Source organism: Proteiniphilum sp. LBM24028 (assembly GCF_056629195.1).
The window spans coordinates 934,506-947,894 of sequence record NZ_CM152817.1 but is presented as its reverse complement, the minus strand read 5'-3'; the positions used below and the strand labels follow the sequence as shown (position 1 = coordinate 947,894).

Here is a 13,389-nt window from a genome sequence, read left to right as displayed (position 1 = left end):
GATTGATTAAATTGATTTTCGTTTTGTGATTTTACAATAAAACACCCGCCTTCCGGTACCTGTTTTCTGTTACTTTTTGCCTGTTTCCTGTTAAAAGTTGATGTCTGAAACTTTATCCAAAAACTCCCGTGAGATACTCTTCGGTCTTTTTTTGTTGCGGTTTGGTGAACATCTGCGTGGTATTTCCATGTTCCACCAGTTCTCCCAGATACATAAACATGGAGTTGTCTGATATCCGCGCAGCCTGCGACATGTTGTGGGTGACTATGATGATGGTAAACTCCTGTTTTAATTCCAGCAGCAATTCCTCAATCTTATTCGTCGATATAGGGTCAAGTGCCGATGTGGGCTCATCCATCAACAACAGTTCCGGTTTCAGTGCCAGCGTACGGGCTATACAGAGGCGCTGCTGCTGTCCACCGGATAAAAACGATCCGCGCTTGTTCATCACATCCTTTACTTCATTCCATAAGGCTACACTCCTGAGACTTTGTTCCACGATTTCATCCTTCTCTTTTCGGTGAAGACGTATGCCGTTGAGAGAGTAGCCCGCCAACACATTATCGTAGATACTCATGGTGGGAAAAGGATTGGGCTGCTGAAACACCATTCCCGCCATGCGCCGCACCTCCATGGGATCCATCTCGAGTACATTCTTATCTTTGAGGATGATCTCACCCGTGGTACTGATATGGGCATAAAGATCGTGCATGCGATTAATGGCACGCAGCAGCGTACTTTTACCACAACCGGAAGGACCCATGATAGCAGTAATGGTGTTGGGATATATTTCGGTGGAAACCTTCTTTACTGCATATTTTCCGGGTGTATAAGATACCGATAAATCCTTTAACTGCAGAATGGCTTTTTTACTATTTGTAATTTTCACACTTTCCATTTACGAGCTACAATTTTGGCGATCCAGTTTAACAGGAATATGACGATTAATAATAATAACGATGACGACCATATCAGATCTACCAGATTGGGATCATTGTAAAAGTCCCAGATCAGCAGCGGAATGGCACTGGTAGGCTCCGTCACCTTCCAGTTCACCACGGAAGCACCCAATGCCGTGAGCATCAGGGGAGCTGTTTCACCCATTACCCTCGATATGGCTAAAAGGATACCTGTGAAAATTCCTCCAAACCCCGAAGGTAGTAAAATTTTAAATACCACGTTGGTGTACGATGATCCCAAAGCAAGACCCGCTTCCTTATAAGCAGGAGGAAGCATGTTCATGGTTTCTTCTGTGGAACGTACAATCATGGGCAGCATCATGATGGCCAGCGCCACGCTGCCGGCCAATGCCGAGTAACCGCCCAAGGGCTTTACCACCCATGCATAGGCAATGATGCCGATCACAATGGAGGGCATCCCCTGTAGCAGATCGGTAAGATAACTGATTGTACGGGCAAATTTCTTTCCTCTGTTATCCGAAAGGTAAATACCGATAAAGAGTCCCAGCGGAATGGAAAAAAGGATAGCAAGGCCCACAATGAGAACAGAGCCCGTGATACCATTTAGAATTCCTCCAGGAATAGGGTCTCCGTTCATACGGGCCATCAGCGCATCTACCGACGAGGGAGTCACCTCGGTGAAAAGACGAAGGTTGAAGTTTTTGTATCCTTTTAAAACTACATCCCACAAGATAAAAAACAGGGGCACCATGGCCAGGAAAGAAAAGAGACAAACGAGGATATAAGCCGTTTTGTCTTTCGCTCTCCGCGATGTGAATGAAATGGATCTATCCTGACTCATGCGTGTGATAATTTTTTCATGACGAGCTTCGCAATCAGATTGATGATGGCCGTAATGATAAACAGAAGTAAACCTATGGCAATCAATGCACTGAGCTTAAGTCCATCGGCCTCACCAAACTGATTTGCAATCACACTCGCCATGGTGTTGCCAGTATCACGCAAACCGGCCGGAATGCGGTTGGTATTGCCAATAAGCATGGTTACCGCCATGGTCTCACCCAGAGCCCGTCCCAGAGCAAGAATGAATGATGCCACGATGCCGGAAGCCGCCATGGGCAGATTGATATGCCGCACTACTTCAAGCCGTGTGGCTCCCAGGCTGTACGCTCCTTCCCTGAGATTGTTGGGTACCATAGATAAAAATTCGGAACTAAGCGATGAGGCATAGGGGATAATCATAATAGCCAGGACAACCGAAGAGAGAAAGATGCCAAATCCCTGCGCATTCACTCCCAGATCGATAATCAACGGGCGTACCGTGTAAAAACCCCAAAGGCCATATACGATGGAAGGGATACCTGCAAGCAGGTCGACAACCGACCGTACCACATCGGATATTTTTTTTCCTTTAAAATAGACACCGTTAAACAAGGCCACGGACAATGCAAAGGGAATACAGAGCATCAATGCAAAGAAGGCCGTATAGAGTGTGCCCACAATAAACGATAATGCCCCATATTCTTCTGTGGCCGACCGGGGATCCCACTCCGCATTGGCTATAAAGCCACGGATGCCATATTCCTGAAATGCTTCGGAGGAACGACTCACCAGCGCATAGACAATGGCTGCCGACAGTACCAGTACGAGTAATGCGGCAACAAAAAGGAGTAATCTGAAAATCTTATCCTTCATATCATCTTATTCATTCAAAACTGTACCTACACTGTCGGCAACCGCGGATATACTTCCGGGAGGAACAGCTGCACCGCCATAGTTTATTTTACCTATCAGCTGACTGTTTTTTTCCAGTGCCTGCAGAGGCAATGGTGCATAATTGATCTGTGCCGCCACTTTTTGTCCATTGGGGCTGATAATATACCGTAGCAAGTCCACCAGTTGTGATGCATCCTCTGCTGTGCGGTTATTATACTCCTGATCTTTGTAAACTAGTATCCATGTAAAAAGGCTCATGGGATAGGCATTGGGATCATCAGAATTGGTGATCGTGGCCCGCATGTCATCCGGCAGCTCCACATTTGCCGCAGCCGAGATGGTCTCAAGCGTGGCATCCACGTACCTCCCAGCACGATTTTTAAGTTTTGCCGTTGGTAATTTCAGGGTAAGTGCATACTCAGAACCAATGTAGCCGATAGACCCTTCCGTCTGCTGCACAATACCAGCCACACCCGGGTTACCTTTCGCGGCAATACCTGCCTCCCACTTCAGCGCCTTGCCCTTGCCCATGATCTGTTTCCACTCCGGACTCACTACGCAAAGATACTCAGAAAAATTATAGGTTGTACCACTTCCGTCGGAGCGATAAACAGGAGTAATGTCCAGGTCGGGCAATCTCACTGCGGGGTTTTCAGTCTCAAGACGGGGATCATTCCATTTTTTGATTTTTCCGAGGTAAATATCGGCAATCAGCGGGCCCGTCAACCGCAGGCTGTCCACTCCTTCCAGCGTGTAGGCCATGACCACTCCGCCCATACAGGTGGCAATATGAATCACTTCGCCGTTCATCGATGCGATCTCTTTCTCATTAAGGAAAGCGTCACTCGCGCCAAAGTCCACCGAACGGTCACGAAGGCTCCGGATTCCTCCGCCGCTGCCAATGGCACCGTAGTTCACCGTAACATTTCCATGCTGACGCATGTAGTCACGAAAAACAATGTTGTAATAAGGATAGGGAAAAGTAGCTCCGGCACCCGAAACGGACGTGCCGGCGTGGTTGCCTTCGTAACCGGTGGAAACATTGTTACATGATAATACCAATAATGACAGAAGGAAGCACAGCAATAATTGTCGCATTTGAATTAACCTAAATGTCCTTTCTCGGATTTTGATTACAAAGGTACGATATGAATGTTACACTTCGGTTACGAAAATGTTACATTTAGGTTACGTTTTAGGCCTGGGTTTATTTAATAAGCTTCCCTACTTTTTCCCGGAAGTTAATCGTCTGCCCCGGATCCCAATTCCACATGTCATCGGTGAGTAAGAGTACCACTTTATCGATTTTCTCTTCCAGACTCATTCCTGCCAGCTGATCGGCATGTACAACCAGTGTTATTTGTTCATTTGACTGTTCAGGATATTTCACCTTCAGGTCATATTGTGTCTCGGCCAATCCTCCAAGACGCAACCCCAGCAGTGTGCGATGGCTTTTATCGTGATTCCACCTCCAGCGGACAAGGAGCGCCTTGGCCGTACTATTTCGTTTGGAATTACTTTCCAGGATATCTTTCATCATATTATTATCCATAACCACATGAATTTTAAACCACATTATTATGAAATCGGGGCGGTTTACTGATGATATATTAATATAACAAAAGGTGCAATAACATGTTCAACCTTGACTGCATTTTCTTGTAACAAGCGAAACAGTTGAAAAACTACAGGAAAAAAGCTAATTTTGCAGACGAAAAGTGATGCTTTAAATAATAAAAAATGAATGATTATAAAGCGCAAGATGCGCTCGTACTATTCTCGGGAGGCCAGGACTCCACCACCTGTCTCTATTGGGCCAAACAAAATTTCCGTCACACCCATGCGCTTTGCTTCTCTTACGGACAGCGGCATACGCAAGAGGTGGAAAACGCACGACGGCTGGCAAGTCTTGCCGAGGTGCCGTTCAGGGTACTCGATACAGCCATCATTTCACAACTGGCACCCAATTCACTTACCGATCGTTCTATGCAGATGGACCGAGAAAAGCCGGCCAACTCTTATCCGAACACGTTTGTACCGGGAAGGAATCTCCTTTTCCTGACTTTTGCAGCAACTCTCGCCTATGTACAGAATATACGTCATCTGGTCACGGGAGTCTCGGAGGCAGACTATAGCGGATATCCCGACTGTCGTGATACGTTCATCCGCTCGGCCAATGCCACGTTGAATCTATCTATGGATAAACAGTTTGTAATTCACACACCACTCATGTGGCGTAACAAAAAGCAAGTGTGGCAGCTTGCCGATGAACTGGGAGTGTTTGATATTGTTAAAAACGAAACGCTCACCTGCTATAACGGCATTCCGGCTAACGGCTGCGGTGAATGTCCTGCCTGTCTACTAAGGAATAAGGGGCTGGAGGAGTATCTGTCCGAACGAAATAGTAAATAAACCACTTAATATCACCAGTTATGCAACAGGAAGAACTAAGCCACCTGGGTGGCAAGACGACATACAAACAGGATTATGCACCGGAGATGCTGGAAGCCTTCGTAAACAAACATCAGGAGAACGACTACTGGGTAACGTTCGATTGCCCTGAATTTACCAGTCTCTGCCCCATTACCGGTCAGCCCGACTTCGCCACCATACGCATCGACTATGTTCCCGACGTGAAAATGGTGGAGAGCAAGAGTCTCAAGCTCTATCTCTTCAGCTTTCGTAACCACGGCGCATTTCATGAGGATTGTGTGAACATTATCATGAAAGACCTGGTGACGCTCATGAATCCCAAATATATTGAAGTAACCGGCATCTTCACACCGCGGGGCGGAATCAGTATTTACCCTTTTGCCAATCACGGTCGTAAGGGAACAAAATATGAAAAACTGGCCGAAGAACGGCTCTTCAGTCACTCATTTCCACTATAAATTCATAGATTCCACACTCACAGAAACCCATGGCTGCAACTAAAGGTCGTACTTTAGTTGCAGCCATGGGCCTGATGATTTGTAAAAATCAACTTAATCAATTATTTGTGGCTTCAGGTTGTTGCGGCTCAAAGTAGCGTACCCAGTCGATGAACAAGTCGGCCGGCAACCCTGCCGGGTCGGTATCTTTATTCAACCTGACACCGATAAAGAGGTCGAAATCGTAATCATGAAATGGAAACTGACCCGGTATCTGGGTAAGAATACGCGGATATTTTTTGGTACGTATTTCGTCCACGTAAAAAACCACGCTGTCGGCATAAGTCTCCACTGCATAGACATGATACTGCATGGGATTCACTCCTACCAGCGAACTGGAAGGCGGATTGTCAGGCATTCCCTGTGTAGTGGTATATTCAGAAGTAACCGATTGGTAAATAAATTCATCCAGTCCATACCGTTCCATGAAATCGATCGATATATTTTCCGTTTTATCTGACGGAATCAGTGACAGGTACGGGGTGGCACCCTCCACTGTATTCATCCGGGCCTTTACTTCAATGCGGTTGATTGTGCCTGCCCTGAAAGCAGGGCGATGGAGGCCTCCGGTAAGGAACGGCAATGAATCGCTTTCCGCACTGTTGACCAGCGCACGTAACACCAGGTTGCCATCCTGAAAGACATACAGCCCTTCGTACTGACTTATAAAGCGGTAGGCAGGAAACTTCTTGTTCCGGGGTATCACTGACCAGTCCTCTGAAACCGGTGATTTTTCAAAATCTTCTTCCCACACAAGCGTCCAGCCTTTTTTAGCGGTTTCATCCGCATCCTTCTTCTGAGTCGTACAGGAAATAGGTCCCAGCACGATCACTGACAACGCCAGCCAAAATATTGTCTTCTTCATTATAAATGCTTCTCTTATTATTTTTTTCATCGCAAAAGTAACGATTATCCCTCATATAAGGAAACTTTTTTACTACCTTTGCCCTCTGCTTTAAAGATTATCAGCAGTAAACAAATTATATATTGCAGTTATCATGCCGGAAATTTCGCTGCGGGGAGTACAAATGCCCGCATCACCCATACGCAAATTAGCACCTCTCTCTGATGCCGCTAAGGCCGAGGGAGTAAAAGTGTATCACCTGAATATAGGGCAGCCTGACCTTCCATCACCCGTGACGGCACTTGATGCGATTCGCGCAATTGACCGCACCACGCTGGAATACAGCCCCAGTGACGGGTATAGGTTTTACAGGGAAAATCTGACTACCTATTACAAAAAATATGACATCGACCTCTCTCCCGAACAGATCATCGTGACTGCCGGTGGCTCAGAGGCGGTACTGTACGCGTTCATGGCATGTCTGAACCCCGGCGACGAGATTATTGTACCCGAGCCTGCATATGCCAATTACATGGCCTTTGCCATCTCTGCCGGGGCAGTCATCCGTACCATTCCCTCGACTATGGAGTCGGGGTTTGCCCTTCCTCCGATGGAGGAATTTGAAAAATTGATCAATGAACGCACCAAGGGCATCCTGATCTGTAATCCCAACAACCCCACGGGATATGTTTACACGCCGCATGAGATGGAGCAAATCAGGAAACTCGTGAAAGAGTACAACCTCTATCTTTTTTCCGACGAGGTGTATCGTGAATTCATATATAATGACACACCCTATGTCTCGGCTTGCCACCTGGAGGGTGTGGAAGAGAACGTGGTACTGATCGATTCCGTATCGAAACGATACAGCGAGTGTGGTATCCGCATTGGTGCGCTGATTACCAGAAACCGCAAGGTGCACGACACGGTGATGAAATTCTGCCAGGCACGATTAAGTCCCCCTCTCATCGGGCAGATCGCTGCCAATGCATCGCTGAAAGTGAACGGTAGTTATATGCAACACAACTTCGATGAATACAAGGGACGGCGTGATTTCCTGATCGACCGGTTGAACAGGATTCCAGGAGTTTACTCACCCATGCCACAAGGTGCCTTTTACACCCTGGCCCGGCTTCCGATCGATGATGCCGATCTCTTTTGCGCCTGGTGTCTCTCCGACTTCAGGTATGAAGGGCAGACCATCTTCATGGCGCCGGCTACCGGTTTTTATGTTACTCCAGGCCTGGGAATAAACGAGGTGCGCATTGCCTATGTGCTGAACAGGGAAGAACTTGGTAAAGCACTCACCGTACTAGAGAAAGCACTGGAGGCTTATCCGGGCAGAAGATAACATGCATGAATGCAGAACTGTTCATAGCAAAGCGAATCTACAAGGGAGATAAGAAGAACGACAAACGGGTCTCATCGCCCGCCATCCGGATTGCCATTGCCGGCATTGCGCTGGGGCTGGCGGTAATGATTATAGCCGTCTGCATCATTGTGGGTTTCAAGAAAGAAGTCCGTGCAAAGGTAATAGGCTTTGGTTCCCACATTCAGATAACGGCCTTCGAGAGTGGCGCTTCCTATGAACATACACCCATTGCGGTCTCCGACACGCTGTTGACGCAGTTAAACACCAACCCGGCCATAAGTCATGTCCAGGAGTTTATCACCAAGCCCGGTATCATCAAGACAGACGACAATTTTATGGGGGTGGTGCTCAAAGGGGTGTCAGAAGAATACGACTGGCAGTTTTTTCGTAAAAACCTGCAGGAGGGGAGCGTATTTGAACCGGGCGACACCATCTCCGGTAACAGGGCAATCATCTCCAGGGAAATCGCCAACAAGCTATTGCTGAAAACGGGCGACAGTTTTACCTGTTATTTCATACAGGATCCGGTGCGTGCACGTCGTATCCATATCAGCGGCATCTACGAGACCAATTTCGAGGACTATGACAAACTCTATATCATCACTGAAAAGAAGATGCTTGCCCGCCTCAACGGCTGGGATGACGACATGGCAAGCGGCCTTGAAGTGCTTGTAAAGGATTACGAGAAGCTGGATGAAACCGCGCAGGAAATTTTCTTTGTGATGGCTGATCATAAAGACCGTCTGGGAAATACTTTTTACACCCGTTCCATCAAGGATATAAATCCCATGATCTTTAACTGGCTCGACCTGCTTGACATGAACGTATGGGTAATCATCATCCTCATGCTGGTGGTATCCGGCTTTACAATGATCTCCGGACTGTTGATCATCATCCTGGAGCGCACCAACATGATCGGCATCCTCAAGTCGATGGGAGCCAGAGACTTCAGCATTCGCAAGGTTTTCCTCTATCTCTCTGCCTTCCTCATCGGGCAGGGAATGTTGTGGGGTAATGTGATTGCATTATTGTTTTGCTTTATTCAGAATCGATGGCAGTTACTCAGACTTGATCCCTCCACCTATTATCTCTCTGCCGTACCTGTGGATATGAATCCACTCTATATCATCCTCTTAAATGCCGGTACACTGATTGTCTCCCTGTTAATGATGATTGGTCCTTCCTATCTTGTGGCCAGGATCAGGCCAGCCAAATCCATTCAGTTCGAATAATCTTTTGCTGCTTTTTCGGGGCAAATGAGTATATTTGTCCGAAAGTTACCAAATGATGAAAATCCTTCATACATCAGACTGGCATTTGGGTAAACGGCTTGAAAACTTCTCCCGCCTGGAGGAACAGCAAGCGGTGATGCAGGAAATATGTGAGATTGCCGACAGGGAAGAGGCAGATATAGTAGTGGTCGCCGGTGACCTGTTCGACACATTTAATCCTCCTACCGAGGCAATAGACCTATTGTATAAAACCCTGAAGAGACTCACCGCAAACGGATACCGGCCTGTGATTGCCATTGCCGGAAACCACGATTCGCCCGACCGTATTGAAGCGCCCGATCCACTTGCCCGCGAGTGTGGGATTATCTTTGCCGGCTATCCGAACGTACAGGTCAGTTCCTTCACGCTCGAAACCGGACTGAAAGTACTAAAAACCGATGAAGGTTTTCTTGAAATCGCTTTGCCCGGCAGCAACATCCCGTTACGTATCCTGATCACCCCCTACGCAAGCGAATACAGATTGAGAACATTTCTGGGAGAAGAAAATAGCGAGGATGAACTACGCGCGCTGTTGGGCAGAAGATGGCAAAGTCTGGCTGACCGATATTGCGACAAGCGGGGTGTCAACATACTCCTGTCTCACTTGTTTATGATCAGAAAAGGTGATGTGCCACCCGAGGAGCCGGAAGAAGAGAAGCCAATTCTCCATGTGGGAGGTGCGCAGGCAATTTACACCGAAAATATTCCTTCACAGATTCAATACACGGCACTAGGCCACCTGCACCGAATGCAGCGTGTAGATGCATCTTTCTCGCCGGCCTGTTACAGCGGCAGCCCGCTATCATACAGCTTTGCCGAAGCAAACCAGCAAAAATATCTTTTGCTGGTGGAGGTTGTACCTGACCAGACAGCCAGTGTGCGTGAAATTCCCCTCGCCTGTGGCAAGCAGCTCCTACGTAAAAAGGCACAAGGGATGGAAGATGCTTTGGAATGGCTTTCGAAAAATCAAAATGCTTTAGTGGAGCTCACACTGGTCACCGACACTTACCTCACGGCCCAGGAGCGAAGAAAATTGCAGACAGCCCATGATGGTATTGTGGCCATTATCCCTGAGCTCTCCCGTGTGGAGAACCTGTTTCACCCGCAACAAAAGCAGATAGACCTGAATCAAAACATGGAAGGCCTTTTCCGGGACTATTTCAAATATACAAAAGGACAGGAGCCCAATGCAGAGATGATAAAGCTTTTTCAGGAGATTCTGGCAGAGGAGGAGGAAGAGAAATGATACCTATCTCGCTCACCATACAGGGGCTCTACTCCTATCAGAGAAAGCAGGTCATTGACTTCACCAAACTGACTGCTGCCGGATTGTTTGGCATCTTTGGCGGCGTGGGAAGCGGAAAATCATCCATCCTCGAAGCAATCACTTTTGCTATATACGGGGAAACTGACCGGCTTCACAAAAGGGACAACCGCTATTACAACATGATGAACCTTAAATCGGATGAATTATTGATCGATTTCATATTTGAAGCGGGCAGGGATCGGACTACCTTCCGTTCCATTGTAACGGGCAAGCGCAACAGCAGGCGATTTGATGAGGTGAAGACGCTTGACCGATCGGCCTACAGGAAGATCGCAAAAGAATGGGTACCGATCGGAAACGGAGAACTGGAAGAGGCAACAGGATTGAGTTACGATAACTTCAAGCGTACCATCATCATTCCACAGGGACAGTTTCAGGAGTTTCTACAGCTTGGCAACAAAGACCGTACCCAGATGATGAAGGAACTGTTTAACCTGGGTAAGTTTGAGTTCAGTTCCAGGGTGGGTTCCCTGGAGAGAAAAAACAACGAGAAGATTCAGAATGTGACCGGGAAGTTGCAGCAACTGGGTGAAATATCTCCTGAACAGGCAGAGCAATATCAGGAGCAGTTATCGCAGCTTGAAAAAGAGATATACGGGCTTGAGGCAATCATCGATCAAAATCAGAGAAAAGAAGAGCAGTTCCGTCGTTTGCAGCTTTTGATCGAAAAGAAAGAGGAAGCCGAGAAAAAATATGTAACCCTGCAGAAGCAGGAGACTGTTTACAAGGAACTGGAAAAGAAAATAGCGCGCTACGAGTTATGTGTGAACCGGTTTAAGCAACTGCTGGGATCACTGAAGGAGCACAGGAAAAAGGAAAAAGAGCGGAATGAAGCGATTCACGCCGACGATGAAAAATTACAATTGATCATTGTCGGGATTGAACGACTGGCCAAGTTTCTGGATGAACTAAAACCGGAATATGAAAAAAGGGAAGAGCTGAAAAGAAAAGCTGATGATCTAAGCTGTCTCTTACGGATAAAGACGCTCGAAAAAGACATGGCAGAGGAATCGGCGAGGGTGATTAAAGGTACAGAATACTGGACAAAGATATCTCAGGAAGCGGAATTTAGAAAAAGTGAGAAACAACAACTCGAAAATAATCTGAAAATCCTGCGTCAAAAAATGCCCGATCTTGCCCTGTTATCCTCCATCAACACGTGGCATATAGAGAGAAAACATCTTGTTGAACAATTGACCGAAACAGAAAGGAAGATCGAAAGTTACTACCTGGAAGAAGCAAAATTTGAAAGAGAAAAGACAGTGTTGTTGGCTGATCCGCTGCTAAATATGTTACCATCCGGTATTGATTTTGCTCTTTGTCGGGAACAATTACGAAAAGTCATGGAGGAGATTGTCGGTCAACAACAGGCTTTACATGAGCTGGAAACACATTTACGGGTTAAGGAGAAGCTGAAGGGTTATGCCGAAAATCTGACAGAGGGAACACCCTGTCCCGTATGCGGTTCCACACATCACCCCGCCTTATATAGGAGTGAAGATATCAGCTTGAGACTTTTGAAAATCAAAGATGAAAAAAATTATCTGGAGGAAAGAATCAAACAAATAACCGGATTGGAAAGAAGTACCGACCTGCTGGAAAAGAATATTCAGCAAACTGGACGCGAAAAATCTGCGTGGCAGCATAAGAAAGAGGAACTATTACATAAGATCACCGCACATGACGGACAATTTATATGGGATAAATATGCCGATAAGGGGGAACTCGATCAGGCATTTAACACGGCTAAACGAATTGACAAAGAGATAAAGACACAGGATAAAACAGCCGCGACAGTTGCGGAAGAGTTGGAAATGTTGGCAAAAAAAAGAGATGCGGCCAGGGATAAGCTGGAGAATTTAAAGAATACATTCACGGATCATCAGGCCCAACTGAGAACACTACAGCAGCAGTTGAAAGTCGTACACAGAGAACAATATACAGATGATTCTGCCGAAAGCATTGAAATAGAGAGGGAACAGTTGCTGGCAGCATCAGACCGCATTGAAAAGGAATATGTCACAGGAAACGAACAGCTTCAGGGATATAACAGCGAAAGAGATCGCATTCAAGTGCGGCTGGATATCAACCGTAATGAATTGAAAAAGGAGCAGACGGCAAGAGAGAGCCTGGAGCAACAACTGCAAAGTGAACTTGAAGAATCAAATTTCCGGTCGGAGGAAGAGGTGATTGCCATTCTTTCCGAGACGATCAGTACCGAGAAAGAAAAACAAAACATCAAAGCATTTTACGAGGAGCTGCTGAAAAGAAAATCGTCATTTGAGCAATACAGGAATGAGGTTGGAGAACGTGAATATGATAGTGCTGTACATCAAAAGATCATTGCGGAGTTCAGGTGGTCGAAAGATCAGCAACAACAAAAAGCCGACGAACGGGGAAAAGTATCCGTAAAGCTGGAGGAGTTACTGAAAAATATGGAACGTCGGACTTCACTTCTTAAAGAACAGGAAGAACTACTGTTAAGAGGAGAAAATATCCGCATGATGAAATCACTCTTCATGGCAAGTGGGTTCGTGAATTACATCTCCTCCGTTTACCTGCAGAACCTTTGCCATGTGGCAAATAACCGTTTCTTTCAACTTACCAGACAACGGCTGAGTCTCGAGATCACCGAGGACAACAACTTCCAAGTACGTGACTTCATGAACGGCGGAAAAGTGCGTAGTGTAAAAACACTTTCCGGGGGACAAAATTTTCAGGCGTCACTTTCGCTCGCCCTGGCTCTGGCCGATAATATTCAGCAAATTACCCAATCCAATCAGAATTTTTTCTTTTTGGACGAAGGTTTCGGGACGCTCGACAAGGAGTCGCTCGACATTGTATTCGACACGCTGAAATCGCTCAGGAAGGAAAACCGTATCGTCGGTATTATCTCCCACGTGGAGGAAATGCAGCAGGAGATTGAGGTACATCTGCGTGTAGAAAACGAGGAGGAACATGGCAGCATCATTCATCGTAGTTGGGAAGTATAAACTTAATATTAATTTA

The 13,389-nt window shown here is 46.6% G+C and carries 12 protein-coding genes; 6 read left to right on the top strand and 6 right to left on the bottom strand.

All coding sequences use genetic code 11. The annotated features are described in order from the left end of the window. Positions 1–112: 112 nt before the first annotated feature. The 5 genes from pstB to AC1HCU_RS03640 form a co-directional block, all read right to left on the bottom strand. On the bottom strand, positions 113–898 hold the full coding sequence (gene pstB, locus AC1HCU_RS03660) for a phosphate ABC transporter ATP-binding protein PstB (RefSeq protein WP_480369207.1): 786 nt from the start codon (positions 896–898) through the stop codon (positions 113–115). Further along, on the bottom strand, positions 886–1,761 hold the full coding sequence (gene pstA, locus AC1HCU_RS03655; RefSeq protein ID WP_480369205.1) for a phosphate ABC transporter permease PstA: 876 nt from the start codon (positions 1,759–1,761) through the stop codon (positions 886–888). The genes pstB and pstA overlap by 13 nt, the downstream gene beginning before the upstream one ends. Next, positions 1,758–2,615: a phosphate ABC transporter permease subunit PstC gene (pstC, locus tag AC1HCU_RS03650; protein ID WP_480369203.1), complete on the bottom strand. Its 858-nt coding sequence runs from the start codon at positions 2,613–2,615 to the stop codon at positions 1,758–1,760. The genes pstA and pstC overlap by 4 nt, the downstream gene beginning before the upstream one ends. Positions 2,616–2,621: 6 nt before the next feature. Then, on the bottom strand, positions 2,622–3,734 hold the full coding sequence (gene pstS / locus AC1HCU_RS03645; protein WP_480369200.1) for a phosphate ABC transporter substrate-binding protein PstS: 1,113 nt from the start codon (positions 3,732–3,734) through the stop codon (positions 2,622–2,624). A 109-nt stretch (positions 3,735–3,843) separates the two neighbouring features. Further along, positions 3,844–4,188, bottom strand: a complete 345-nt coding sequence (locus AC1HCU_RS03640; protein WP_480369197.1) for a hypothetical protein — start codon at positions 4,186–4,188, stop codon at positions 3,844–3,846. Positions 4,189–4,376: 188 nt separating this feature from the next. Between AC1HCU_RS03640 and queC the strand changes: the two genes are divergently transcribed. Further along, positions 4,377–5,048, top strand: a complete 672-nt coding sequence (gene queC, locus AC1HCU_RS03635; protein ID WP_480369194.1) for a 7-cyano-7-deazaguanine synthase QueC — start codon at positions 4,377–4,379, stop codon at positions 5,046–5,048. A gap of 20 nt (positions 5,049–5,068) precedes the next feature. Continuing rightward, complete coding sequence (gene queF, locus AC1HCU_RS03630; RefSeq protein ID WP_480369190.1) at positions 5,069–5,527, top strand: preQ(1) synthase; 459 nt, start codon at positions 5,069–5,071, stop codon at positions 5,525–5,527. Positions 5,528–5,624: 97 nt separating this feature from the next. Here the strand turns inward: queF and AC1HCU_RS03625 are convergent, their stop codons facing one another. Continuing rightward, positions 5,625–6,431: a glycoside hydrolase family 16 protein gene (locus AC1HCU_RS03625; RefSeq protein ID WP_480369187.1), complete on the bottom strand. Its 807-nt coding sequence runs from the start codon at positions 6,429–6,431 to the stop codon at positions 5,625–5,627. Between the two features lie 133 nt (positions 6,432–6,564). Between AC1HCU_RS03625 and AC1HCU_RS03620 the strand changes: the two genes are divergently transcribed. The 4 genes from AC1HCU_RS03620 to AC1HCU_RS03605 are packed head-to-tail and all read left to right on the top strand — an operon-like array spanning position 6,565 to position 13,373. Then, positions 6,565–7,761 (top strand): pyridoxal phosphate-dependent aminotransferase, encoded by a 1,197-nt coding sequence (locus AC1HCU_RS03620; protein WP_480369185.1) that lies wholly within the window; start codon positions 6,565–6,567, stop codon positions 7,759–7,761. A gap of 5 nt (positions 7,762–7,766) precedes the next feature. Further along, positions 7,767–9,014 (top strand): ABC transporter permease, encoded by a 1,248-nt coding sequence (locus tag AC1HCU_RS03615; RefSeq protein ID WP_480369184.1) that lies wholly within the window; start codon positions 7,767–7,769, stop codon positions 9,012–9,014. Between the two features lie 52 nt (positions 9,015–9,066). Further along, complete coding sequence (locus tag AC1HCU_RS03610; protein ID WP_480369181.1) at positions 9,067–10,299, top strand: metallophosphoesterase family protein; 1,233 nt, start codon at positions 9,067–9,069, stop codon at positions 10,297–10,299. After that, the gene (locus AC1HCU_RS03605) at positions 10,296–13,373 is read left to right on the top strand and encodes an AAA family ATPase (RefSeq protein WP_321721959.1); all 3,078 of its coding nucleotides are present in this window, start codon (positions 10,296–10,298) and stop codon (positions 13,371–13,373) included. Before AC1HCU_RS03610 ends, AC1HCU_RS03605 begins: the two co-directional genes overlap by 4 nt. Positions 13,374–13,389: the final 16 nt, after the last annotated feature.